The organism is Nocardioides maradonensis (assembly GCF_054777115.1).
This window is the reverse complement of the sequence record NZ_BAAHAZ010000018.1, coordinates 77,426-102,598: the sequence shown is the minus strand read 5'-3', so window position 1 is coordinate 102,598 and position 25,173 is coordinate 77,426. Positions and strand designations below refer to the sequence as shown.

Here is a 25,173-nt window from a genome sequence, read left to right as displayed (position 1 = left end):
CGGTCCCATCCCGAACCCGGAAGTTAAGCCTGCCAGCGCCGATGGTACTGCAGTGGAGACGCTGTGGGAGAGTAGGACGCCGCCGGACAAACATTGCCGCAGGGGCCACTCGCTAGAGTGGCCCCTGCGTTGCTTTTTCGTACTACAGCAGAAGAGAGATCGTCGTGTCCGAGGACCGTGGCCGTCGCACCGGCCCGCGCAAGTCGAGTGGTCAGGGCTCCAGCCCGAGGTCGGGTTCCGGCCGCCCCGGTGGCGGCCAGCGTGGTTCCGGCGACGGTGCTGCCAAGGGCTCGTACCGCCAGGGCGGAAAGCCGACCGGCGAACGTCGCGGCGGTGCCGGCAAGCCGTCGGGTGACCGTCGGGGCGGTCCCGGCAAGCCGTCGGGCGACCGCCGCGGGGGAGCAGCCGGCAAGCCGCAGCGGCGCGTCGCCTCGGACCAGGGCCCGCGGACCAAGGACCAGCAGGTCTACGACGGTCCGCCGCTGCCCGAGGAGATCACCGGCCAGGAGCTGGACGCCTCCGTCCGCGCGCAGCTGCGCAGCATTCCCGAGAAGCTGGGCCAGCGCGTCGCGCGGCACCTGGTCGCGGCCGGCGAGCTCGTCGACACCGACCCGGAGACGGCGTACCAGCACGCCCTCGCCGCGCGTGCGCGTGCACCCCGGATCGCGGTGGTGCGTGAGGCGACCGGCGAGACGGCGTACGCCGCCGGCCACTACGCGGAGGCGCTGGCCGAGCTGCGTGCGGCGAAGCGGATGAACGGCGCGACGGCGTACCTGCCGATCATGGCCGACTGCCACCGTGCGCTCGGGAACGCCAAGCGTGCGATCGAGCTGGCCAAGAGCCCGTCGGTGGCGCGGTTCCCGTCCGAGGCGAAGGCGGAGATGACCATCGTGGAGGCGGGTGCGCGTCGTGATCTCGGTCAGATGGACGCTGCGCTGCGGACCTTGGAGCTCGCCCCGCTCAACAGCAAGAGCCGGGAGTCGTGGGTCGTGCGGCTGCGCTACGCGTACGCCGACACCCTCGAGCAGGCCGGCCGTCTCGAGGACGCGCTCGCGTGGTTCCACCGCACGAACGCGATCGACGGCGAAGAGGTCACCGACGCGGCTGATCGGGCCGAGGCGCTCGAGAAGCGTCTCGCCGAGTAGCTACTGCTGGGCCACGAACGAAATGGTGGCACCGGCGTGACCGGCCGGCTCGGTCCCCCATCGCAGGCCCTCCTGGAAGGCGATGCGGATCTGGTCGACGTTCGCGACGACCGGGGTGTCGCTGTGCAGCTTGAGCATGATCGAATCCCCGGCGGCGAGGCGCTGACCGGCGGGATCGTCGATGCTCTTGCAGAAGGCCGTGGGATCGGTCGTGACGGCGATGGAGCCCTGGTGGCAGAGCAGTGGCGTGACGTCGAAGGTCGATGACGCCGTGGCGTGCACCTTCACCCCGGAGATGTGGATCGCTCGGTGGAAGTCGCTGCCGGTGCTGAACATGCCGACGTACAGGTCGTGACCGACCACACCAGTCGCCGGCGTGTTCTGGTCATCGGTCTGCAGCGGGGGAGGCGTGGTGACGTACCAGGCCACCCAGCCGACGAGCAGCGCGATCGCGGCCACGGGAGCTGCCCACCGCAAGATCCGCGACAGGCGCCGGGGCCGGGGCAGGTGGGGCGCCTCCAGGGTGAGGTCGTCACTGCGGTGCTGCATGAGCGCAGCCTATGCGAGCCGACGGTGGGATCGTGCCCGTGCCGCGGTCGGCTCGTGCCACACTCCTCGCCATGGTCCAGCGCCCGGTACTCGAAGGCAGCGTCGCGGTGCGCGACGGCCGACGCCTCAGCTTCGCCGAGCACGGTGCCGCCCAGGGCGAGGCGCTCGTGTGGCTGCACGGTACGCCGGGTGCCCGCCGCCAGATCCCCTTCGAGGCGCGCGCGTACGCCGAGGAGAACGGACTGCGCCTGATCGGCATCGACCGCCCCGGCATCGGTAGCTCGACGCCTCACCTGTACCCGAACGTGCTCGACTGGACCGCCGACTTCGAGCTGCTCCTCGACGCGCTGGCGATCGACCGAGTGCGCGTGATCGGGCTGTCGGGAGGTGGTCCGTACACGCTCGCTGCCGCCGCGGCGCTGCCCGACCGCGTCCATGGCGTCGGCGTGCTCGGCGGTGTGGCGCCGACCCGCGGCCCGGACGCCGCCGACGGCGGCATCATCCAGCTGGCGGTGAAGTGCGCGCCGCTGCTGGCCGCCGCGCGGATCCCGGCCGGCGTGGCGCTCACGTCCGCGATCCGGCTGGTCCGTCCCCTCGCCAGCCCGGCGCTCGACCTGTACGCCGCCGTGCAGCCCGCCGGCGACAAGCAGCTCCTCGCCCGGCCGGAGTTCAAGGCGATGTTCCTCGACGACCTGCTCAACGGCAGCAGGCACCAGATGTCGGCGCCGCTCGCCGACCTGGTCCTGTTCACGCGGGACTGGGGCTTCGCGCTCGCGGACGTCGAGGTGCCGGTCCGCTGGTGGCACGGCAACGCCGACCACATCGTGCCGTTCGCGCACGGAGAGCACGTCGTCAACCGCCTGCCGAACGCCACCCTGGCCGTGATCGAGGGGGAGTCGCACCTCGGCGGTCTCGGCATCGCCACCGCCGTGCTCGAGGAGCTGATGACACTCGACTCGGCATCCGCGTGAAGTGCTGGAATCCAGGCTCGTCTTGAGCCACAATAGGCTTCACAACTACACAGGAGTCACTTGCGATTCCTGATCGACCGACGTACGAGACCGCTGGGGAAGGCGTAACTCGCGCCGGAGGGAAGATCGAGGAGACCGCGGTGACCCACAACAGTGCTACCAGGGGCGTGTTCTACGTCCACTCGGCGCCGTCCGCGTTGTGCCCCCACATCGAGTGGGCCGTGGGCGGTGTCCTCGGCGTGTCCGTGAACCCGGACTGGATCCCGCAGCCGGCCCAAGCCGGCACCTTCCGCTGCGAGTTCTCGTGGAGCGGCGCGTCCGGTTCCGCGGCTGCCATGGCCTCGGCGCTGCGCGGGTGGAACCACGTCCGCTTCGAGGTGACCGAGGAGCCGACGTCGTCCACCGAGGGCGCCCGCTACTCCTACACGCCCGACCTCGGCGTCTTCCACGCCGTCACCGGCATCCACGGCGACATCATGATCCCCGAGGACCGGCTGAAGGCGGCCGCCGTGCGCGCGGCGCTGGGGGAGACGACCCTCGAGAACGAGATCGACAAGCTGCTCGGCAAGCCCTGGGACGACGAGCTGGAGACCTTCCGGCACGCCGGCGAGGGCGCCCCGGTGCGCTGGCTGCACCAGGTCGTCTGACCCGGCGGGCTAGGGGAGCCGCTGCTCGACGTACGACGTCAGCGCGGCCACCGTGGTGAGCCCGCGCGCGTCCTCGTCGGCGATGACGACCCCGAAGGTCTGCTCCACGCTGATCACGACCTCGATCAGGGCGAGCATGTCGACGCCGATCTCGCGGAGGACCTGATCGGGGCGAACCGTGTCGGCCTCGATGTCGAGGACCTCGGCGAGGATCCCGGTGATGCCCTGCGGTACGTCGGTCGTCACGGGCACGAGGCTACGTCTTCGACTCACGCCTGAAACATTCGGCTGGTTGACTCCGGTCATGAGCGAGGTGGACTACGTCACGGTGCACGGCCATCGCCGTGCGTACGTCCGACAGGGGTCGGGTCCGGCGCTGTTGCTGCTGCACGGCCTGGCCTGCGACCACCGCACCTGGGACCCGGTGATCGACGCGCTCGCCGAGACCTTCACGGTCATCGCTCCCGACTTCCTCGGCCACGGGCTCTCCGACAAGCCGCGCGCCGACTACACCGTCGGCGGGTATGCCAACGGGATGCGCGACCTGCTCACCATCCTGGGGATCGACAAGGCGACCGTCGTCGGGCACAGCTTCGGGGGCGGGGTGGCGATGCAGTTCGCCTACCAGTTCCCCGAGCGCACCGAGCGGCTGATGCTCGTCGACACCGGCGGGCTCGGCCGCGAGGTCACGGGTCTGATCCGGGCGATCAGCTTCCCGGGGTGGACCTACCTGGGTGCGCTGATCTCGCTGCCCGGCCTGCGTGACGTCGAGCAGCTGCTCCTGCGTGCCCTGCGCGACACCGGTCTCAGCGCGGCCCGTGACCTCGGGGAGGTCGCCGACCTCCTCGACGCGTTCGCCGACCCGCGGGCGCGGCGCGCGCTGGTGCACCTGGTGCGTGCCGCGATCGACTGGCGCGGCCAGGTCCAGTCGATGCGCGACCGCGCCTACCTCACCGAGCACATGCCGATGCACGTCGTGTGGGGCCGCGAGGACATGGTGATCCCGGTGAAGCACGCCCTCGACATCGCCTCGATCGCTCCCTCGGCCGAGGTGACGATCTACGACCACGCGGGCCACTTCCCGCACCGGGACCACCCGGCCGCGTTCGCGGAGCTCGTCATCGACTGGGTGGCGCGCACCAAGCCGGCGACGTACTCCCGCGCGCGGTGGCGCCGGCTCCTCCTCGAGGGTGCGGCTCAGGCGTCGCCGCCCTCCTGCGCGAGCCCGCGGACCGCCGTCGGGTCGTCGATCCGGTAGCGGTCCGACGCCTCCTTGACCCGGGCGGCGTCGATCTCGCCGGCGTCCGCCAGGGCCTGGAGCGCCTGCACCACGACCGACGGGGCATCGACGTGGAAGAAGCGACGCGCGGCCGCACGGGTGTCGGCGAAGCCGAAGCCGTCCGTGCCGAGCACCCGGTAGTCGGCCGGCACCCACCGCGCGATCTGGAGCGGGACCGCGGTCATGTAGTCCGACACCGCCACGACGGGACCGGAGATGTCCGCCATCGCCTCGGTCAGGTACGGCGTGCGCGGCGACTCGTCGGGGTGCAGCAGGTTCCAACGCTCGGCCTCGATCGCGTCGCGCGCCAGCTCGTTCCAGGAGGTGACGGACCAGAGGTCGGAGCTGACTCCCCAGTCCTCGGCCAGCATCCGCGCGGCGTCGTCGATCCAGGGATAGCCGACGCCGGAGGCGAGCAGCTGCACCTTCGGGCCGCCCTCGCCGACCGACCCGGTGCGGTGCATGCCCTTGAGGATCCCGGTCACGTCGACGTCGTCGGGCTCGGCCGGCTGGGGGACCGGCTCGTTGTAGACGGTGACGTAGTAGATGACGTCCTCGCCGTGCGGGTGCTCCTCGGTGGCGCCGTACATGCGCTCCAGGCCCGCGCGCATGATGTGGCCGACCTCGTAGCCGAACGCCGGGTCGTAGTGCACGACGGCCGGGTTGGTGGCGGCGATGAGCGGGGAGTGGCCGTCGGCGTGCTGCAGGCCCTCGCCGGTGAGGGTGGTGCGGCCGGCGGTGGCGCCGATGAGGAACCCCCGCGCCATCTGGTCGGCCATCGCCCAGATCGAGTCGCCGGTGCGCTGGAAGCCGAACATCGAGTAGAAGATGTAGAACGGGATCATCGGCTCGCCGTGCGTGGCGTACGCCGAACCCGCGGCCGTCGCCGACGCGAGCGCGCCGGCCTCGCTGATGCCCTCGTGCAGCAGCTGGCCGTGCTCGGACTCGACCCACTTGAGCAGCTGGGCGCGGTCGACGGAGACGTAGTTCTGGCCGGCGGGGTTGTAGATCTTCGCGGTGGCGAACATCGAGTCCATGCCGAAGGTGCGGAACTCGTCGGGCGCGATCGGGACGATCCGCGGCCCGATCTCCGGGTCCTTCATCCAGTCCTTGAGCAGCCGGACCGTCGCCATCGTGGTGGCGACCTTGGTCTTGCCGGCGCCCTTCTTCAGCTCGGCGTAGACCGGGTCGCCGGGCAGCTTGAGCACCTTCGGCTCGACGCGACGGTTCGGCATCGATCCGCCGAGCTGGCGCCGCCGCTCCATCATGTACTCGATGTCGGGGTGGTTCGCGCCCGGGTGGAAGAACGGCGCCGTGTGGTCGGCCTCGTAGGCCTCGGTGATCTCCTTGTCGCTCATCGGCAGGTAGAGCCGGTCGCGGAACTTGAGGAGGTCCGGCAGCTTCAGCTTCTTCATCTGGTGGGTCGCGTTCTTGCCCTCCAGCGCCTCGATCGTCCAGCCCTTGATGGTGTGGGCCAGGATCACCGTCGGCTGGCCGACCGTCTTCGTGGCGGCGTCGAAGGCGGCGTACACCTTGCGGTAGTCGTGGCCGCCGCGCGGCAGCTTCTCGATCTGCCGGTCGGTCATGTGCTCGACCATCTTGCGCAGCCGCGGGTCGGGGCCGAAGAAGTGCTCGCGGTTGTAGGCGCCGTCCTCCACCGAGAAGGTCTGGAAGGCGCCGTCCGGCGTGGTGTTCATCTGGTTGACCAGCACGCCGTCGACGTCGCGGGCGAGCAGCTCGTCCCACTCGCGGCCCCAGATCACCTTGATGACGTTCCAGCCCGCGCCGCGGAAGTTCGCCTCGAGCTCCTGGATGATCTTGCCGTTGCCGGTGACCGGCCCGTCGAGCTGCTGCAGGTTGCAGTTGACCACCCAGACCAGGTTGTCCAGCTCCTCGCGTGCGGCCACCCGGATGGCGCCGAGCGACTCCGGCTCGGCCATCTCGCCGTCGCCGAGGAACGCCCACACCCGCTGCTGGCTGGTGTCCTTGATGCCGCGGCCGTGCAGGTAGCGGTTGAACCGCGCCTGGTAGATCGAGTTGATGCCGGTCAGACCCATCGAGACCGTCGGGAACTCCCAGAAGTCCGGCATCAGCCGGGGGTGGGGGTACGACGGCAGGCCGGCGCCCGGGCCGTGCTGGACCTCCTGGCGGAACGCCAGCAGCTGCTGCTCGGTCAGCCGGCCCTCGAGGAACGCGCGGGCGTAGATGCCGGGCGAGGCGTGACCCTGGATGTAGATCTGGTCGCCGCCGCCGGGGTGGTCCTTGCCCTGGAAGAAGTGGTTGAAGCCGACCTCGTACAGGCTCGCGCTGGACTGGTACGTCGCGATGTGCCCGCCGACCTCGAGACCGGGTCGGTTCGCGTCCGACACCATGACCGCGGCGTTCCAGCGGATGTAGGCGCGGATCCGGCGCTCGGTCTCCTCGTCGCCGGGGAACCACGGCTCGCGCTCGGGCGGGATGGTGTTGATGAAGTCGGTGCTGCGCAGCGCCGGGACGCCGATCTGCTTCTGCCGCGCCCGCTCCAGCAGCCGCAGCATCAGGTAGCGGGCCCGCTCCCGCCCGCGCTCGTCGACGAGGGCGTCGAAGGAGGCGATCCAGTCCTGGGTCTCGTCAGGATCGATGTCGGGAAGCTGGGTCGGGAGGCCCTCGTGGATGACCGAGGGGGCCGAACCGGACGTGGCGTCGTGAGTCACGTCACCCATCGTTGCACTCCGTGCGCGAACCGAAAATCTACTTGGCGGTAGTTGCGCGACGTCCACGACTCCGCTGGACTACTCCCACCACGGGGTCGAGAGCGGCCCCGACGACGTACAGGAGCTGGACACACCGTGACTTCCACCGCCGGAGGCGGGACGACTCCGAACGGGATCGCCGACCGACTGGGCTTCAAGAAGGGCCTCGTGGTCCAAGAGCTCGGCTGGGACCAGGACACCGATGACGAGGTACGGATCGCCATCGAGGACTCCATCGACGGAGACATGGTGGACGGGGACTACGGCAACGTCGTGGACGCTGTCCTGCTCTGGTGGCGCAGCGACGACGGCGACCTCGTCGACGGCCTGGTGGACTCGCTCACCGACCTCGTGGGCGGCGGCTTCATCTGGCTGCTGACGCCCAAGGTCGGACGCCCGGGCGCAGTCGACCCCGCGGACATCGCGGAAGCGGCACCGATCGCCGGTCTGTCGCAGACCACGACCGCCACCGTGAGCAAGGAGTGGTCGGCGTCTCGTCTCGTCGCCCCCAAGTCCCTGGGCTAGGCGCTGCCCGATAGCGTCTGCCCGTCCGCAGAGTCGCGTCGACGGGAGTCCGCCATGGCAACGATCACCGGGAAGGTCACCGGCAAGGCCCGGGACGCCGCGGTCAGCCTCAAGATCCTGACCGAGTCCGGCATCGTCCGGCTCTACTCGCCCAAGGTGCTCGCCGGCATGGCGACGACGCTCTACCAGTGGGGCCCGCACCCGGCCGGTGGGTTCAAGACGGTGGCGCTGCGCGCGCCCGACGACCTCGCGATCATCGACGAGATCGGGTCGCTGACCTTCGGCGAGCTGCACCGGCGTACCAACGCACTGGCGGCCGGCCTCCGGGCCCGCGGCGTGGGGGAGGGCGACGGCGTGGCCGTCATGTGCCGCAACCACCGCGGGTTCGTCGAGGCCTCGATCGCGATCAGCAAGCTCGGCGCCGACGTCCTCTACCTGAACACCGCCTTCGCCGGACCCCAGCTCGCGGACGTGCTGGCCCGGGAGAAGCCCCGCGTCGTCGTGTACGACGAGGAGTTCGACGGCCTGCTCGCCGACGCCGACATCGCCGACCGGGTCATCGCCTGGACCGACGGCGAGCCCGGCCCCGACACCCTCGAGGGCATGATCGGCGCCCACCCGGACGACGAGCTCGCGCCGCCGTCCGACCACGGCCGCACGATCATCCTCACCTCCGGCACGACCGGTACGCCGAAGGGCGCGCCCCGCCCGCAGGGCGGCGTCGGCGCGGCCGTCTCGCTGCTCTCGCGGATGCCGCTGCGCAGCAGCTGGAGGTGCCACGTCGCCGCGCCGCTGTTCCACACCTGGGGCTTCGCGCACTACCAGTTCTCGATGCTGCTCGGGACCACGCTGGTGCTGAGCCGGAGGTTCGACCCGGAGGGCGCCCTGCGGCTGCTCCGCGACCACGACTGCGACTCCTTCGCGGTGATCCCGGTGATGCTGCAGCGGATCATGGCGCTGCCCGAGGAGACCCTCGACCAGTACCCGCTGCCGAACCTCAAGGTCGTCGCTTCCTCCGGCTCCGCCCTGCCGGGCGACCTGCCCGAGCGGTGGATGGACCGGTTCGGCGACAACCTGTACTCGATCTACGGCTCCACCGAGATCGCGTGGGCCTCGATCGCCGACCCGAAGGACCTCCGCGAGGCGCCCGGCACCGCCGGCCGGCTCCCGCACGCGACCATCGTGAAGATCCTCGACGCCGACGGCGCCGAGCTCCCCGTCGGTCAGTCCGGCCGGATCTTCGTCGGCAACGACCTGCAGATCGAGGGCTACACCGGCGGTGGGGGCAAGGAGATCGTCGGCGGACTCATGTCCTCCGGCGACGTCGGTCGGTTCGACGACGAGGGACGCCTGTACGTCGAGGGCCGCGACGACGAGATGATCGTCTCCGGCGGCGAGAATGTCTTCCCCAAGGAGGTCGAGGACTGCCTGGCGTCGTACGACGGCGTGGTCGAGTGCGCCGCCATCGGGGTCGACGACCCGGAGTTCGGCAAGCGGCTGCGGGCCTTCGTCGTCCGCGACAACGACGCCGTGACCGAGGACGCGCTCAAGGACTGGGTCAAGGCCAACCTCGCGCGCTACAAGGTGCCGCGCGAGATCGTGTTCCTCGACGAGCTGCCGCGCAACGCCACCGGCAAGGTGCTCAAGCGCGAGCTGGTCGACCGCGGATGAGCGAGGCCGACATCGGGCTGGCGGTCGGGGCCGAGGCCCCCGACTTCACCTTGCGCGACCAGTTCGGGCAGGACACGACCCTCTCCGAGCTCCGCGGTCGCAAGGCCGTGGCGCTGGTCTTCTATCCGTTCGCGTTCTCCGGGGTCTGCACCGGCGAGCTCGGAGCCATCCGGCAGCGCCTCGACGAGCTGATGACCTTCGAGACCGAGATCCTCGCGATCTCCTGCGACCCGGTCTACGCGCTGCGCGCCTTCGCCGACTCCGACGGCATCAACTTCGGGCTGCTCAGCGACTTCTGGCCGCACGGCGCGGTCACGTCGGCGTACGGCGTCCTGGACGAGCGCTCGGGCTGCCCGCGGCGATCGACGTACGTCGTGGACAAGAGCGGACGGATCAGCTGGGCGGTGCACAACCCGATGGGCACGGCCCGCGACGTCGACGAGCTCATCGCCCGGCTCGACGAGGCCACCTGACCCTGCCTGAGGGGTGGCCCGAACGGGTGGATACCCTAGTCATTTCGAGTCATTTTTCGCTGAATCCGACGGATTCGGTTGGCGCGGCCCGTCGACGGCACTAATGTCCTCTACATCGAACCGCTGGTGACCCGAGACGCCGGCGGTTCGATCCTTTTTCGGGCCTTCGCGCCGAGCGTGTCGCCGCTTTCGGCGCCTTGCTCGGCTTGCGTCCCTCGGCTCCTCCGGTCGCTCGTTCCTCGCTCCCTGCGTCGCCTCGTGCCGCGCACCTCGCAACCGGCGCCGGCGGCGCCACGCTGCCGGCGCTGTGGCCTTCGCGGTTGCCTTCCTTAGGTGGTCGCCTTGGCCTGGCGGCAAGACGTTCGTACCTGCGGCTGCCCGGTGTGGGTCTGCCGGTTCGGAGGTCGGAGGGGCGCGCCGGTAGGGTGGGCGGGCTCTTGGACGCATAGCTCAGATGGTTAGAGCGCTTGCCTTACAAGCAAGATGTCGGGGGTTCGAGTCCCTCTGCGTCCACCGTCGGCTACAGCCCGAGCTCCGACCGCACCTGCCTGGCGTCGGCACGCACGGACGCGAGCCCACGCCACGTCGGCTCCCGGGATCGAGGCGAACCCGCGCGCCGGGGCGCGCCTCAGGCGGTGACCGACGGCGAGAGCCGGCCCGGCACCCGGCCGCCCTTGGTCCACCGCGAGCTCGAGGCGTTGGCGAGGGCTCCGGCCACGAGGTCCTCCATCTCGGCGGACGGACGCACCCGCAGCTCGCGGGAGAGCAGGTCGGCGTAGGTGCGGTACTGGCGCAGCGCCTCGGCGAGGTTGCCCTCGCAGAGGTGCGCACGGACCAGCAGCCGGTGCCCGCTCTCGCGCAGCGGTTCGGACGCGATGGCGACGAGGCCCACCTCGACCGCCTCGGAGTAGCGACGTGACCGCAGCAGCAGCTCGCCGATCTGGTCCAGGGCGTGCAGCCGGAGCTGTCGGAAGCGCTCCCGCTCGGCGGTCGCCCACTCGTCGTACCAGCCGACGAGGACGTCGTCGGCGAACTGCGGCAGCTCGGTGGACAGGTCCACTCCGCCCGCGTCGAGCGACGGCAGGGCGAGCAGCTCGTGGGCGCGCGCCGACATGGTCTGGACGTCGACGCTCATGTCCGGGTCGAGCGCGAGGTGGGTGGCGGTACGCCGCACGATGGGCCGGTCACCCGCCGTCGGACAGCGCCACAGGACCGAACGGAGGCTGGCCGCCGCGTGCTCGTCCGAGGCGTCCAGCCAGAGGCTGCCGCTGATCCAGGACCGCCGTGCGGGCCGGCCGCCCTGGAGCGCGAGGAAGGCGATGAGGCGTTGGGCGATGGGGGCGACCTCGATGAGCAGGTCGCCGTGGTAGAGCGCGAAGTCACGGAGAAGATGGAGCCGGAGCGGCTGGGGGGCCGATGCTGTCATGGGTGCTCGCTTGGTCTTTTCCCGTTCCGAGGCAGGGGTGGACTCGATGATCGTGGCGTCTCGGCGAGTCAGGCGTCCATAGTCCGAATTCGTCGTTGACAGGCCACGGTCCCAGTCGCGGGAGCACCGCGCTGTGACGGCTCCGTGAGGGGGTCGTGATCAGGGCATCACGACCTCGTCACGGCACCGTCACCGCTGCGTCACGGTGGGGCCCGCGGCGTACGCCGGCGGTGACGGTGCGGTGACTGGGGGAGCGGACCGTGGCGGGGTGACCTCAGAGCACGTCGTCACGGACGTGGCCGCCGAGTCGATGTCGGCTGCGCTCGGCACAGCGCTCGACACCGCGCCCGGCACGGGGGCGCTGCGCGACGACGAGGTCGGGATGACGCAGGCCGAGGACGCCGACGAGCGGCGGGCCGCAGCGATCGCCGGGGCGCTGCTGGTCACCCCGTTGCCGGGGCCGCCCGACGACCACGGGAGCACGCCCGCCGCGGACCCGCCCGCCGCACCGCCGGTGCCGCGCGGCGACGGCCGTCCGCTGCCCGATGCGGTACGCCGGTGGGCCGAGTCGCAGACCGGTGCGCCGCTGGGCGACGTACGGGTGCACCGGTCGGCGGCGGCCTCGCGAGCCGCCGAGGCTCTCGGCGCGCGCGCGTTCACGGCGGGGCGGCACATCGTGCTGGGCGACTCCGTCGCCGATCCGTACGCCGGGGCGGGGCTGCGCACGCTCGCGCACGAGATCGGACACGTGGTGGCGCCGCCGGCCCGCGGCCGGATCGGCCGCGACACGAGCCTGCACGTGCAGGCGTGGAAGCGCTTCATCCCCAACAACGACCCGGTCACGCTGGTCGAGGCCATCCCCGGGTTGATGACCGATCTCGCCGGCATCGAGTGGTCCGCGGAGACGATGGACAAGGTCTGGGACGCCGACGCACAGAAGGCCGGCGCACCCTCGAACGTGCTGGCGCCGTACGTCGTCTTGATCGTCACCGAGAACGTCGTGGTGACCGCCGATCCCCAGGGCGGTGTCGTCGCCGTGGACCCGATGGACCCGAAGAAGTTCACCACCGGCGCGGTGAGCGGGCTGATCCTCGTCGACTTCTCCACCGGGGTGAAGTTCGACTACGGCATCGGCAGCTTCCCCGACAAGCCCGACGGTGTCGTGCTGCAGCCCTCGGGCAAGGGGCAGCCGCGCAAGGGGGCCAAGCCCGGCGACAGCGCGCTCGTCTTCCAGCTGCACGACTACACCGCCCCGCCCAACGTCGTCGACGCGCTCAAGGCACTCATCGGCAAGACGACGGGCAAGGGCTCGGGAGCGCCGGCCAGCCAGGCCGACGCGCCCGACTGGGCCCGCAACGCCGTCGACGAGCTGCGCAAGCGCCGGGCGAAGAGGTCGGGCGATCCCACCGGCACCGATCCGAACGGCCAGGGCAAGGGTGACTCGGGGACGGGCAAGGGCGCAGGGCACGGCAAGGGCGACGGCATCGGCGACGGCGACCAGCCCGGCAGCGGCGGGCCCGCAGGCGCCACCGCAGCCCCCGTCGGCACGACGGGCGACAAGCCGCTGCAGGGTCCGGTGACGCTGCAGGCCTGGAACTCCAAGGACGGCACCCCGGGGGTCGCGATCGGTCAGGACCGGGCGTGGACCTGGCTGAAGCTCATCGACGGCGAGGACCCGGCGGTCACCGACAAGCGGGTGGACGACGCGCTCAAGCAGCTGCAGGACTCGCGCGACCCCGCGAGCTCCAACCGGGTCGCGAACGGCGCCACGACGACCGGCGTGGTCGTCGACCCGAAGCAGACCACCGGCCAAGCGACCAGCCCCCAGGAGGCCACCACCCAGGCGAGGTCGACGGCCGGCGCCGCGACCCCGGGGCAGCGGATCCCCGGTGCGCGCGGCGGCGCCAACGCCACGGCGTACCCCTCGCGGATGCTGCTCACCGGCAAGGACCCGGACCCCAAGGTGCCGGCGATGACGGTCGCGGGCGCGACCAACGACTTCACCATGGACCTGGACTACGCGGCGCTCTCGATGGGCATGCAGGACGAGGTCTGGAACCGGCTGCAGACGATCTCCTACTACTGGGAGATCATCGACGTCACGAAGCTGACCAAGGACAAGGCCGACGAGGCGAAGAAGAAGCCGGCCAGCGACGCGCAGATGACCCAGCAGGAGGCCGACGAGCACCGCACCGACCAGATCGGCAAGGGCAAGCAGGAGACCGGCGGCAGCGGCTTCACCTCGACGATCCACCGCGACATGAAGGGCATCGCGGAGGACCAGGCCAACGACCTGCAGATGATGTCCGACGAGAACTGGCCGTGGGACGCGCGCGCGGAGTACCTCATGGTCATCGGCCTGTCGAACGTCGTGCGCACGCTCGGGTCGATCGTCGGTGCCTTCGTCGACCTGCTCACCGAGCCGCTGAACGGGCGCAAGATCGGGTTCTCCGACGAGGGCGACTACCTGGTCCGCTGCGTGGCGACGCCGCAGGTCTCCGACGAGGCGCGGGCGGATCCCGCCCACCACACGATCCGGGCCAGCAGCGTCGCGGTCCTGCCGATCCGGGTGCAGGCCATCCACACCCGCGCGCAGAACGCCGTCGGCAGGGAACAGGCCGACCTCGACGCGAAGCAGGCGGCGCTCGACAAGGCGCTGCAGACGCCCGGTGCCAGCAAGGACCGGATCGCGGTCCTCCGCGGCGACCTCAAAGCGGCCCAGGACGCCTCGCACCGCAGCGGGTTCGCGTCGTACCAGAACCAGGTGGAGCAGACCCGCAAGGCGCTGGAGGTGGCACACCGCCTGCAGGCCGACCTCCCCACCAAGCTGCAGTCGGAGTGGGACGACGACGAGATCCAGCTCAAGCTGCACCTGCTCGTCACCAAGGTGTCGCTGACCGACCACATCAAGCAGCTGGAGGAAGGGCTGAAGGCCCTCACCGACGACAGCCACGAGTCGTGGGCGATGGGCGAGGCCGCCAAGATCAAGCCGATGAACGGCATCACCGAGGTGCGGCCTCGACTGGTGCTCGCGAGCGAGGAGACGGGTCAGGTCACCGAGCTCACCTGCATGCTCGGCCAGGTCTCCGAGCCGGGGGCGACGGAGACGGTCTGGCACCTCGTCGACATCACCTCCGCCTCCACCCGCAAGGTGTACGCCGGCACCAGCAAGCTCACGGGGACCGACGGCCAGCAGGCGGCGATCCGCGACGCGCTGCGCAACTTCGCCGAGAACGGCGACTACGGCCGGGGCACGATCGCGATCCGGCTGCCGGCCGAGCTCACGACGTACATCGGCGCCGTCATCAGCTACCCGACCGAGATGCGCTCGGCGCCCGGCAAGGGCGGCCGGTTCCTGCAGCGCCTCAAGGACATCGGCAAGGTCGCCGCGCTGGCCGGGCTGTTCCTGACCGGCGGCGCGGCCGTCGCGGTCGGCGCGATCGGAGGTATCGCCGGCGCGGTCGTGGCCGTCGACTCGCTCGTCAACCGCACCCAGACCGGGCACCTGTGGGACATCGGCACCATCTTCGACGTGCTGGCGGTGCTCGGCGGGGTCGCGTCGGTCGCCGGCGTCGGCACCTTCCTGGGCCGTGCGCAGCTCGAGGCGAGGATGGCGGCCGGCGGTGGCCCACCGAGCTGGCTCAAGGGCCTCGAGGGCACCGAGAAGGTGCTGCACGTGCACGCGCAGTTCGGCATCGCGCAGCAGATCGTGACGATCCCGATCGAGATGGTGATGGAGTGGCAGGCGACCGAGAACCTGCCGCAGGCGCAGAAGGACTCGCGCCGGCTCCGCGCGCTGCTGCACGCCGTCGAGAGCGGCCTGATGACGGTGGCGATGCTCAACGGCCCGATCGGGCAGGAGGGCGAGGAGGGCGGCCCGGCGAAGAAGTGCTCGGAGGAGGCGAACAAGGCCGCCGACCAGGCGGGCCCGGTGTCCAAGCTGCCGACCGAGGTGCCCGCGGCCGGCAGCGGCGAGCACGGCGCGGGCACGCCGAAGGAGAACGGCCAGCACGCGCCGACCAGCGCTTCGCCGCCGCCGACCAAGTCGCGTGAGGAGCTGGTCCAGGAGGCGCACGACCGGGCGCGCAAGGTGGCAGCCAACGCCGACCGAGCGGCCGTCCAGGAGACCCGCGGCGAGGAGGTCGAGCCGGACGAGAACCGTCCCGCCGCCACGACCGCGCCCGCGGCGCCCGCAGCGAAGATCGAGGTCACGCCCGAGCACGCGGCGGCCCGGGCCGAGGCGGTGGAGATGCTCGCGAAGCGGGTCGGCACCGACCGGCAGGTGACCGTTGCGCCCGACCCGACCCCGCCGCAGCCCGGGAGCTACGGGCCGCGGCTGCGGACGGCCGGCGACGCGGTGGCGACGTACGACCGCGCGGTGGCGAGCTCGGGCGGTCGCGAGGTCGGCCTCTACTTCAACCCGCGGACGGGGGAGTTCCAGGTCGAGATCGGTACGCCGCACGAGGTCAACCCGCCCGGGGGCGACTGGCAGGCCGTCGTCCACCTGCACCCGAACCCCGAGAACGTGATCACCTACCGGATGCCCGCGCCGCAGGACATCGCGATGTCGCTGAAGGCCGCGCAGGCGACCGGGCCGCACACCGAGCTCGTCCAGTCGCTGCTGCCCGACGGCTCCTACGGGATGACGAAGGTGACCGTCACCGGTGAGCCGCCGAAGATCGTCGTCGAGATGCCCCCATCGGGCGGCCAGCCGGGCAAGCGGATCGAGGCGGGGTCGGTCGAGGAGTACGCCAAGGAGTACGGCGCCGAGACCACCTACGTCGACCCGAGCAGCGAGGCGGGCGCGTGGCTGCGCAAGAACATCGACGACTTCTACGCCGGCCGGGAGGCCGAGGGTCAGAGCCAGGGTGGTGCCGCGGCGACACCGCAGAAGCGCGCCGAGCGACGCATCGACGCCCTGCGCAAGAAGGTGGCCGCGGCCAAGGAGAAGGCGGAGACACCGGAGGCGAAGAAGCTCGCGGACGACATCGACCAGAAGCTCACCACCCTGCGCACCGAGGCCGCGACCCGGGACGTCAACGGCGACCTCGACGGCCTCGAGAAGGGGGTGCGCGGCGAGCAGGACGCGAAGCACGGTCCGGACGACCGTCCCGAGCCGGTGCCGACGCCGCATGACACCACGGCGCATCCCGACGCCGACGCGGTGCCGGTCACCGCGGACCGGAAGAAGACGCTGGAGCGGATCGGCCGGATGAAGGCGAAGATCAAGAAGGCCGAGGCGGACCTGGACAAGACCTCCCTCGACGCCGACGGCAAGGAGGCGATGCGCAAGGTCTACGCCAAGGACCTCGAGGACCTCGAGTCGCTCAAGACCGCATCCGCGGATCGCAACGTCGCCGGCGAGCTCGACGACTTCGACGCCAACCTCACCTCGGCCACCAAGGCCGCCACGCCCGTCGACGCCACCGAGGCGACGGCGCGCGCGGCGACGATCCGCAAGAACGCCCAGAAGGCACGCGACGAGGCGGCCGCCGACGCGACGACCGCGCGCACCAAGGCGACAGAGCTGCGCACGGCTGCCAAGGCGGCGGCCGACGCCGAGGCCGTCGAGCTGGGCCAGCCGGCGGCCACGAAGCCCGAGGAGCAGCAGGCCCAGCAGACCCGACGCGCCGAGCTGGCGCTGGCGCGCAAGAAGGCCGAGGGGGCGGCGGACCGTGCGGAGCGTGCGGCGGCCAAGGCCGAGGCCAAGGCGGAGCAGGTCTCGACGAGGTCCGACGACCTCGAGGCGATCGCCGGCAAGATCGACGACATCGCGACGCGGCGGCGTACCGACAAGAAGTTCTCGGGCAGGGCCGACTACGAGTCGTTGCAGCGCGATGCCAAGACCATCGGACGCCAGGACGGAGAGGTCGTCGTCGACCTCAACGCCGGCACCATGCGGGCCGACGTCACCGCATGGCTGCAGAAGCGCTCCGGTGCGCTGCTCAAGACCGAGCTGGGCCCCCAGCTGCTCGAGCGGGTGCTGGGCTTCGTGAAGACGGCCGACACCCTCACGCTGCGGCAGTCCCCGCGCTCGTCGGGGGAGGGGTCGACACCGACCGCGACCATGCAGAAGGCGTGCAAGGACAACCTCGCCGCCCATCGGTACGACGACATCCCCGGCTACCGCGCGGCGTTCGACGAGGCACTGGTCCGCGGGCAGGCGCAGGGCAAGGACTGGCCGGTCGACGAGCGCGGCGTCTCCTGGCAGGTCGACCACGTCGGCGAGCTGTGGCTGGGTGGAGCCGACGACCCGTCCAACTTCCTGGCCGTGCCGGAGGAGGTGCACAAGGCCAAGTCCGACCTCTTCACCGACTTCCGTCAGCAGTTCCGGGTCGGCCGGGTCGAGGGGGAGCAGACCGACGTCCGGGAGACCTCGGGGGCGATCACACCCTGATGCCCACTACCAGCCCGCGACCTCCACCCGCGGGCGCTCGGGCAGGGGGCAGGTGGCGCCGGCACGGCGGTACTCCCGGCGTACCGCTGCCAGGACGTGGTCCTCGCCGACCGGCGCGCCGTCCTCGAGGGCCAGCAGCGCCGCGTGCAGGCCGGCGTTGCGGATCTGGCCACCGGTCAGCACGCAGCGGCGGGCGACCTCGTCGAGGACCATCGTCGGGACGTCGTGGGCGCCGAGATGGGCCTCCCAGATCAGCCGCCGCTCGGGTGCCTCGGGCGGGACGAACTCGACGGTCACGTCGATGCGGCGCAGGAAGGCGGTGTCGATGCGGGCGCTGGCGTTGCTGGTGACCACGACGATCCCGTCGAAGGTCTCCAGGCGCTGCAGCAGGAAGTTCGTCTCGAGGTTGGCGTAGCGGTCGTTGGCGTTGGCGACCTCGGTGCGCTTGGTCATCAGCGCGTCGCCCTCGTCGAGCAGCAGCACGACGTCCAGCTCCTCGGCCCGGGACAGGACCCGGTCCAGGTTGCGCTCGGTCTCGCCGACGTACTTGTTGACCACGGCCGCGAGGTCGACCCGGAACAGGTCGAGCTCGAGCACCGCGGCCAGGTAGCGCGCGGCCAGCGTCTTGCCGGTCCCGCTGGGACCGCTGATCAGCGCGCGCACGCCGCGGTTCAGGCCGGGGTGGGAGCTGCCGGTGCGCTCGGCCAGGCGCTCGCGGTGGCGGCAGCGACGCACGAGTGTGGCGAGCTCCTCCTCGGCCGCCGCGGTCAGCACCGGGCGCGCGTCGACCGGCAGCGGGTCGAGCGCGGTGGCCAGCGTCTCGAGCTCCTGGCGGCGCAGCGCCCGTGTCGCCGTGCGTACGTCGCCGACACCGACCCGGTCGCGGCCGGCGGCGCGGGCCGCGATCCGCGTGAGGGGCGCGGCGCGGATGACGTTGCCGGGGGTGAGCAGGAACCGCCCGACGATCGCCGCCAGGTCGTCGTCGTCGTCCAGACCGCCCTGGCGCCAGAGCCGCTCGCGGTCGGGCGCGCGGCACGGGTCCAGGCGGCAGGTCACCGCGCGGTCCACGAGGCTGCCCGCGACGCTGCCCGTGCGGCCGATCACCACCCCGACCACGAGGTCGGGGTCGGGCAGGTCGGGGAGCGTCGCGGTGGCGCCCGGACCGGGGTCGCACACGACCGCGGGCAGCACCGGGGCGATCGTGGCGAGCGCCGCGAACACCTTCCAGGCCGGGTCGATCGCGGGATCACGGTCGCGTGCGTCGTACACGAGCAGGTCACGGCCGTCGGCCGCCGCGAGGGCGTGCAGCAGGGTGGTCCGGCCGCTGCGCTCCATCCCGCGGACGACGATCGCGCCCACCGACCGGTCGGCGACCAGGCCGGGCAGGCGCGCTGCCAGGTCCGCCGCACCCGGGGACAGCGCGAGGTCGACGAGGCTCGGTGCGTCCTCGCGCCGGCGCAGTCGGACGTGCGCGGGCAGCGATGCCGGGCCGTCCGCACCCGTCACGACGTCCCAGATCGCGGCCGGGACGCGGACGATCCACTCCGCCCGCGGGTCGATCGGGTTCTCGACGGCGAGCAGGCCGCGGCGCACCAGCCGCTCGCAGCAGCGGACGAGCGGCGTCGGTCCGTCGCCCGGCGCGGCGAGCAGCCACCCGAGCGTCCCGATGCACGGCCGCCGGGTGCGCAGCGGGTCCTGCAGCGCCGCGAACAGCGGGCCGAAGCGGATGTCGTCCTCGACCAGGCCGGCCGCCGTCACCAGGAGCGCCTCGGTCTGGTCGAGGTGGCCGAGCGGACCGCGGTCGCCCGCGAAGTCACGCACCCGGCCGGCCCACCACCCGCTCGCGCCCTCGGGCGGCACGGGTGCGTCGGCCACCAGGTCCTGGCGGAGCTGCTCGAGCCAGGTGTCGGCCCCGGCCGTGGCCGGCAGGACGTGGTCGGCGATCCGGGTGATGACGAGGGCGCGGACGGCGTCGGCGTACGACGTGGTCATGGCGCGCCCCCTCCGCGCACGTCCGTCGAGCCGCCGTCGAAGTGGAAGAGCACGATCCGGCCCAGCGCGGGTAGCCAGCCGGGGTCGCGGTCGAGCCCGGCGAGCCGGGCGTCGATGTCGATCTCGCCCAGCCCGAGCACCACGTCGACATGGGTGCGCGAGACCAGTACCGAGCCCGGGCGGGTGAAGGTGCCGGCGTCCAGGCCGTGCTGCGCGAGGAACCGCCGGACCGGGCGCACGGCCGCGCCGAGACGGACCGGGTTCGCCACGTCCGGCGGCCGCGTGTCCAGCTCGGCGAGCAACGGGAAGAGGGGATCGGCCAGCAGCGGACGGCGTACGCCGGCGGGCAGGTCGCGCAGCAGCCACCGACCCAGGCTCTCCACGACGGCCCACGGCGTCGAACCGGCAGCGAACCGGCCGAGGTCGAAGAGCTCGACCAGGTTCACGGCGTACAGCAGGGACGCGAGGCCGGTGGGCACGGCCGGCGCGCTGGCGTCCCACGGACGGTGCCGCCACGAGTGGCCGGGCTCGCCGGCTTCCGGGCTGCTCGCTGCCGGTGCGCGGTGCAGGGGTACGACGCGGCGCGGGTCCTCGGCCTCCGCCGGGCGACCCGTCGCGGGGCCGGTGGGCCCGGTGGGCCCGGACGGGCCGGACGTCGGCACCGGACTGTCGGCGACGTCGAGCAGCGGTCCGGCCGGAGCCCGCGGCGTGTGCGGCGCGGCCAGCCAGGCCGCGAACCGCGCGGTGCGGGTCTCGGCCGGGCGTTCGTCGATGGTGAGCGCGACCTCGAGGAGGACCTCGGCCGTGGTGGGCGGGCGCGGTTCGGCCGGCGGGTCAGCCTTCGTGGCGGTCGAGGAGGCAGGGGACGTCGGCAGTGCCGTGCTCGGGGGGTGCGGTGGCGGGCGGAGAGCCGACGAGGGGACCGGCAGGTCCGGCAGGTGCTCGGCGACGACCGCGCGGAGCAGGTCGCGGGCGGCGGGCTCGGTCACGCCGGCCAGCGCGGCGGCGCAGCGCTCGGGCGCCAGTCGGTGCAGGTGCGCGATCGCGGCCGGGGCCCAGCGCGGCTCGGCCGCCCACAGCGCCGCGAGGGTGTCGGAGACCGTGACGGTGTGCCGGGGCAACCGCCGGCGCCACCACCACCGGCCCGACGCAGCGCCCGTGAGCACGTCGGCGCTCAGGCAGGCGAGGGCCTCGGCCTCGTCGCGGAACAACACCGCGGGGGTGTTGTCGTCGACGGGTCCACGGGCGGGCTGGGCCGCCGTCGACCACAGGGCCGCGAGCCGCCGGCGCCCGTCCTGTGGGGCATCGGCGGAGACCCGCAGCCGCCGGACGAGCAGCACCCGACGCTCCTCGGAGCGCGGTTCGAGGCCGAGCCGCGCCACGAGGGCGCGCGGGTCCCGCGCAGGCCGGAGGCCGGCGACGGTGAGGGAACCGATGTGCAGGTCAGGTCTCATCGGGCAGGCCGCCCAGGATCGGGTCACCGGCCACCTGCGGGCCGGCGACCCGGTGGTCCATGAACGGTGGCCAGGTGTCCTGCACCCAGCGGCGGTTGGCGATGAAGACGACGTACAGGTTCGAGGACGTGAAGGACCGCAGGGCCTGCTTGACGAAGCTGCGTTCCTGGACGCGCAGGGCCTGCAGCGAGGACCGGGCGGCCTCGAGGTTGTCGATCACGTAGTAGTAGGTGATCGGCGGTTGCGCCCTGGTCATCTGGGGTTGCGTAACGGGTGACGAGGCCTCCGCTGGGGTCGCCTCGACGAGGTCCGGGTGCTCGGCGGCCACGTGCAGCGCGTCGGACACCGTCCGCAGCCGTGCGAGGTACGTCGGCTCGAGGTGGCCGGCGGCGACGTCCGTCGTGGTGAGGACCTCCCGGTGCCGCCAGTCGATGGTCGGCGGTGGGACCGGGACCGGGAAGGCCCGCCACGACTGGTGCAGCGCCCACTCGGCGAGCTGCCAGTCGAGGACCCCGCCGAAGCTGGCCAGCGGGCCGAAGAAGATCCGGGGGTCGAAGCCGTAGCCGACCGAGTTGGAGCCGAGCTGGAACAGGTCCTGGTAGTAGGACAGCCCTGCCTTGAGCCGCTCCGGCGTGCCGGCGAAGGTCAGGTCCTGCGGGGTGCCGGTGGCCAGGTGGGTCAGCAGCAACGGGTTGGCCGCCTTCTCGGTGAGCGTGATCTCCTCGGGCAGCCGCGCCGCCCACCGCGCCGCCTCGGCTTTCGCCACGTCCTCCGTGGTGACCGGCGCGGCCTCCTGCTGGGTGAGCATCCGGTAGCGCGTCACCGAGGCGTCCGCCATCGCGACGAGATGGGCGTTGTCGACCGGCAGGAAGCCGACCGGAGGCAGCAGCCCGAAGACGTCGCCCGCGCTGGTCCGGCGAGCGGTGCCGCGCGCGACGAGCCCCTCGGCCTGCTCCTGGAACTGCAGGAAGCGCGCCTCGCCGTCGCTCACCCGGTGGTCGGCCGTCGTGACGCTCCACGACGCCGTCACCGGGTCCGACTCGGTGACCCGGCGCCGCGCGGACCAGTTGTCGAGGTCGGCCACGGTCGTGCCGTCCCAGCGGAACACGGCCAGCGGGACGTCGTACGACGTCAGGTCGGCCGGGTCGAGCAGGTCGAGGCCGGTGTAGCCGAGGTTGAACGAGAAGGGATCCGCGCCGATGGCGGTCAGCCGCTCGGTGCCGTAGACCCAGTGCGCCACCATGTTGCGCCGGTTGCCCGCGGTGACGGTGACGCCGTCGACGGTGGTGCCGACCGGGAGCGCGATCGCCCGGAACTCGACGCCGGCCACCAGCCACTGGGCGGCGCAGCACGGGGATACCTCGCTTCCCGGGCTCGGCGCCATCGGTGCGGTGCCGTCCAGCTTGCAGGCCGCCCGCGCGGTGAGCAGCAGGATGCCCTGGGTCAGCGACGAGCCGGTGCCGTCGGGGGTGCCGGAGCCGCAGCACGAGAAGCTCGACCGGTCCGGGGTGGACCCGCTCGTGGTGAAGGTGAGCTGCAGCGTCGTCGGTCGCGCCACCACGACCGGCTCGCCGGCGCGCGCGATCCCGAGCCCGCCGGCGACGGTCAGCGTGGACCCGGCCGCCGTGACCCACAGCCCCCGGACGACGCCCGCCCCGGCGGCCTCGCCGATCCGGGCGTCGCGGGTGCGCAGGCTGGTCTGTCCGGTCGCCAGGTCCTCGGCGACGAGCAGACGCCCGTTGACGTAGTTGGGCAGCAGGGCGCCGTCGGTGAAGTCGGAGCCCACGACCTGGCTGGTCATCGGGGTGCCCTACCGGTGCGCTTGGCGGGTGCCTTCTTGGCGGGGGCCTTGGCGGGCGCCTTCTTGGCGGGGGCCTTCTTGGCGGGGGCCGACTTCGTGGCCGTGGCCTTCCGGGCCACGGCCTTCCGCGCCGGGCCGGTCGGGAGCAGGCTGGGGTCGAAGAGCGGGTGCACGGGTTGCGGTCCGGCCGGGACCGGCGTGACATCGTGGGTCAGGCTCGCCGTCATCACCTGAGCGCGGCTGAACACGACGACCTCCGGGCCGGTCGCGTCCGAGCCGACGTAGCTGATGCCGGCCTTGCGGATCCAGTCGGAGAACCTCATCGTGCCGTCCGGCGTCCCGACCGTCATCTCGTCTGTCAGGTAGACGTGGCGCAGCCAAGCCGAGCCGAGGTCGATGTTCAGGTCGGCCGGGACCACCTGGAGCAGGAAGACGTTCGGCGCGGCACCGGGGCGAGGCCGCCAGGCCACCTTGCACTCGGTGCCCGTGAGGTCGTTGAAGATCTTCGCGACCGGCAGCTCCTCGATGCCCACATCGGAGATCGGACCGAACGGTTCGGGGTGGAACCACGCCTCGAAGATCAGCGTGTTGTCCTCGCGACCCTCATACGAGATCGTGACGAGCTCGGAGGGTGGCCGCTGCGGGGATGCCGCGGGCGGCACGGCCGCCCGCACCTCGGCGTACACCAGGACGTCGCCGGAGGCGGTCGTGTCGAGGAGTGGCGGCAAGGTGGCGACGACGCCGGCGAGCGTCGTACCGGCGTCGCCGACCAGGACCGTGGCGGCCGGGAGCAGCGCGCTGACCTGCAGGCCGTCGCGTGTCATGACCCCGACGTCGGGGGCGGTGAGCCGCCAGACCTGGCTGAAGCCGGAGGCGTCGGGGGCGACGGCCTGGGTCGCGAAGTCGACGTCGACGCCGTCCTCGTCGGTGACCGCGATCCGTTCGGGCAGCCGGACCCCGTCGTCGAGGTGGAACCAGAGGTCGAGCACGGTGGGACCCTCGGCCGGGGCAGCCCCGGTCATGGTCGCGAGCTCGACGGCCGGCTTCGCCGGAGCCGGGGGTACGCCGGCACCACCGCCGGTGCGCGAGCGGAGCTCCTGGATCAGCTCGGTGTGCAGCAGGTAGGGCCGTCCCTCGTCGTCGGGGTCCTGGCACGCGGTGATCGCCGGTGCCGCCGGGTCGAACGGGGAGGCGGGCGTGAACCGGATGGTGCTGAGCAGGATCCGCGCGTCGGTGGTCGGGGTGACCAGGTCGGGCGCCGGGCCCGCGGTCGCGTCGGCCGACGCCGCGATGCCCGGCCGCACCTCGGTGACCCAGATCGTGAGGATCCGGTCGAGTGCGGCGGCGGCACCCTCCGCCGGCAGCTGGTACGACGTCCCCGGGGCCGGGTCCAGCCCCGCCGCCCCGTCGGGTCCCTGGGGCGCGACGCCGGCCAGTGCCCGCACGGCATCGGCGATCGCGGCCTCGTCGGACGAGGCCGCGGGCAGGCCGGGGACGACCGCGACCGTGTCGAGCAGCCGCGCCAGCCGCCGGTCGGTGTCCCAGCGCGGCATCGCCGGCCGGGTGAAGGACAGCTCGACGTCCCAGGCGTCCCGGATCCGCGAGGCCACCATCGTCTGGTCGCTGCACGAGCACGGCTGACCGGGGAGCGGCACCATGTCGTCGAGGCACTCCGCGTACGCCGCCGTGACGTAGACCGTGATGACGCCCGCCGCGTCGACGTTCGCAGCGGGGACCTGCTGGCCCGCGAGCTCCTGTGCGCCGAGCCAGGCACCGATCCGGGCGCACTGGGTGCAGGTGATCGCGATCTCGCGGCCCCACTGGTCGACAGCGGTGCCGATGCTCACCGACACCTGGAAGTCGGGCGCGCCGTCGACCGGGGAGACCGCGACGTGCAGCCCGGAGGTGGTGCCGAAGCCGTGCAGGACCCGCTCGTGGAAGTAGTCCTTCGACAGGTTGTGCAGCTGCTCCTGGAGGAACTCGTCGAGCCCCAGGACCATCCCGTAGGCGTAGTTGACGCGCTCGTCGGGGGAGAGCGTGCCCGCGGTGAGCGAGACGCAGGGCTCGAGCTGGGTGGTCGTGGCGGTCATCGCGGGGCTCCTCGGTGTGCG

At 72.2% G+C, this 25,173-nt stretch carries 16 protein-coding genes, 1 tRNA gene and 1 rRNA gene; 10 read left to right on the top strand and 8 right to left on the bottom strand.

Annotated features, from left to right (window positions below):
- Together rrf and ACYVAQ_RS19235 are read left to right on the top strand one after the other, a co-directional pair.
- Positions 1-88, top strand: a 5S ribosomal RNA gene (rrf, locus tag ACYVAQ_RS19240); the annotation flags it as partial.
- Positions 89-164: 76 nt separating this feature from the next.
- Positions 165-1,145, top strand: coding sequence for a tetratricopeptide repeat protein (locus tag ACYVAQ_RS19235; protein ID WP_460792095.1), 981 nt, complete (start codon positions 165-167; stop codon positions 1,143-1,145).
- Here the strand turns inward: ACYVAQ_RS19235 and ACYVAQ_RS19230 are convergent, their stop codons facing one another.
- Positions 1,146-1,694, bottom strand: a complete 549-nt coding sequence (locus tag ACYVAQ_RS19230) for a hypothetical protein (protein ID WP_460792094.1) — start codon at positions 1,692-1,694, stop codon at positions 1,146-1,148. It lies immediately after the preceding gene.
- Between the two features lie 71 nt (positions 1,695-1,765).
- On the opposite strand from ACYVAQ_RS19230, the gene ACYVAQ_RS19225 reads away from it, so the two are divergent.
- Positions 1,766-2,665: an alpha/beta fold hydrolase gene (locus tag ACYVAQ_RS19225; RefSeq protein ID WP_460792093.1), complete on the top strand. Its 900-nt coding sequence runs from the start codon at positions 1,766-1,768 to the stop codon at positions 2,663-2,665.
- Between the two features lie 140 nt (positions 2,666-2,805).
- On the top strand, positions 2,806-3,312 hold the full coding sequence (locus tag ACYVAQ_RS19220) for a DUF3145 domain-containing protein (RefSeq protein ID WP_460792092.1): 507 nt from the start codon (positions 2,806-2,808) through the stop codon (positions 3,310-3,312).
- A 9-nt stretch (positions 3,313-3,321) separates the two neighbouring features.
- Here the strand turns inward: ACYVAQ_RS19220 and ACYVAQ_RS19215 are convergent, their stop codons facing one another.
- Positions 3,322-3,558: an acyl carrier protein gene (locus ACYVAQ_RS19215; RefSeq protein ID WP_460792091.1), complete on the bottom strand. Its 237-nt coding sequence runs from the start codon at positions 3,556-3,558 to the stop codon at positions 3,322-3,324.
- Between the two features lie 58 nt (positions 3,559-3,616).
- On the opposite strand from ACYVAQ_RS19215, the gene ACYVAQ_RS19210 reads away from it, so the two are divergent.
- The gene (locus ACYVAQ_RS19210) at positions 3,617-4,570 is read left to right on the top strand and encodes an alpha/beta fold hydrolase (protein ID WP_460792090.1); all 954 of its coding nucleotides are present in this window, start codon (positions 3,617-3,619) and stop codon (positions 4,568-4,570) included.
- Here ACYVAQ_RS19210 and aceE read toward each other — a convergent pair.
- Positions 4,510-7,293: a pyruvate dehydrogenase (acetyl-transferring), homodimeric type gene (gene aceE / locus ACYVAQ_RS19205; protein WP_460792089.1), complete on the bottom strand. Its 2,784-nt coding sequence runs from the start codon at positions 7,291-7,293 to the stop codon at positions 4,510-4,512. The genes ACYVAQ_RS19210 and aceE overlap by 61 nt on opposite strands.
- A 126-nt stretch (positions 7,294-7,419) precedes the next feature.
- Between aceE and ACYVAQ_RS19200 the strand changes: the two genes are divergently transcribed.
- The 4 genes from ACYVAQ_RS19200 to ACYVAQ_RS19185 all read left to right on the top strand — a co-directional run bounded on the left by ACYVAQ_RS19200 (position 7,420) and on the right by ACYVAQ_RS19185 (position 10,505).
- Positions 7,420-7,848 carry a DUF3052 domain-containing protein gene (locus ACYVAQ_RS19200; RefSeq protein WP_460792088.1) on the top strand — a complete coding sequence of 143 codons (429 nt, stop codon included), beginning with the start codon at positions 7,420-7,422 and terminating at the stop codon, positions 7,846-7,848.
- Positions 7,849-7,902: 54 nt separating this feature from the next.
- A complete protein-coding gene (locus tag ACYVAQ_RS19195) occupies positions 7,903-9,519 on the top strand; it encodes an AMP-binding protein (protein ID WP_460792087.1) in 1,617 nt (538 codons plus the stop codon).
- Positions 9,516-9,992: a peroxiredoxin gene (locus tag ACYVAQ_RS19190; protein WP_460792086.1), complete on the top strand. Its 477-nt coding sequence runs from the start codon at positions 9,516-9,518 to the stop codon at positions 9,990-9,992. Before ACYVAQ_RS19195 ends, ACYVAQ_RS19190 begins: the two co-directional genes overlap by 4 nt.
- A 439-nt stretch (positions 9,993-10,431) precedes the next feature.
- Positions 10,432-10,505 (top strand) — tRNA-Val (locus ACYVAQ_RS19185).
- A gap of 115 nt (positions 10,506-10,620) precedes the next feature.
- Here the strand turns inward: ACYVAQ_RS19185 and ACYVAQ_RS19180 are convergent.
- Positions 10,621-11,418 (bottom strand): AfsR/SARP family transcriptional regulator, encoded by a 798-nt coding sequence (locus ACYVAQ_RS19180; protein ID WP_460792084.1) that lies wholly within the window; start codon positions 11,416-11,418, stop codon positions 10,621-10,623.
- 268 nt (positions 11,419-11,686) lie between these two features.
- Between ACYVAQ_RS19180 and ACYVAQ_RS19175 the strand changes: the two genes are divergently transcribed.
- Positions 11,687-17,815 (top strand): eCIS core domain-containing protein, encoded by a 6,129-nt coding sequence (locus tag ACYVAQ_RS19175; RefSeq protein WP_460792083.1) that lies wholly within the window; start codon positions 11,687-11,689, stop codon positions 17,813-17,815.
- A gap of 6 nt (positions 17,816-17,821) precedes the next feature.
- Here ACYVAQ_RS19175 and ACYVAQ_RS19170 read toward each other — a convergent pair whose 3' ends face one another.
- From ACYVAQ_RS19170 to ACYVAQ_RS19155, 4 genes are read right to left on the bottom strand one after another with little or no spacing between them, the layout of a single operon-like run.
- Positions 17,822-19,807, bottom strand: coding sequence for an ATP-binding protein (locus ACYVAQ_RS19170; RefSeq protein ID WP_460792082.1), 1,986 nt, complete (start codon positions 19,805-19,807; stop codon positions 17,822-17,824).
- Entirely contained in the window at positions 19,804-21,261 is a 1,458-nt protein-coding gene (locus ACYVAQ_RS19165) for a hypothetical protein (RefSeq protein ID WP_460792081.1), read from the bottom strand. The genes ACYVAQ_RS19170 and ACYVAQ_RS19165 overlap by 4 nt, the downstream gene beginning before the upstream one ends.
- Positions 21,251-23,062 carry a hypothetical protein gene (locus ACYVAQ_RS19160; protein WP_460792080.1) on the bottom strand — a complete coding sequence of 604 codons (1,812 nt, stop codon included), beginning with the start codon at positions 23,060-23,062 and terminating at the stop codon, positions 21,251-21,253. Before ACYVAQ_RS19160 ends, ACYVAQ_RS19165 begins: the two co-directional genes overlap by 11 nt.
- Positions 23,059-25,152 carry a hypothetical protein gene (locus tag ACYVAQ_RS19155; RefSeq protein WP_460792078.1) on the bottom strand — a complete coding sequence of 698 codons (2,094 nt, stop codon included), beginning with the start codon at positions 25,150-25,152 and terminating at the stop codon, positions 23,059-23,061. Before ACYVAQ_RS19155 ends, ACYVAQ_RS19160 begins: the two co-directional genes overlap by 4 nt.
- Positions 25,153-25,173: the final 21 nt, after the last annotated feature.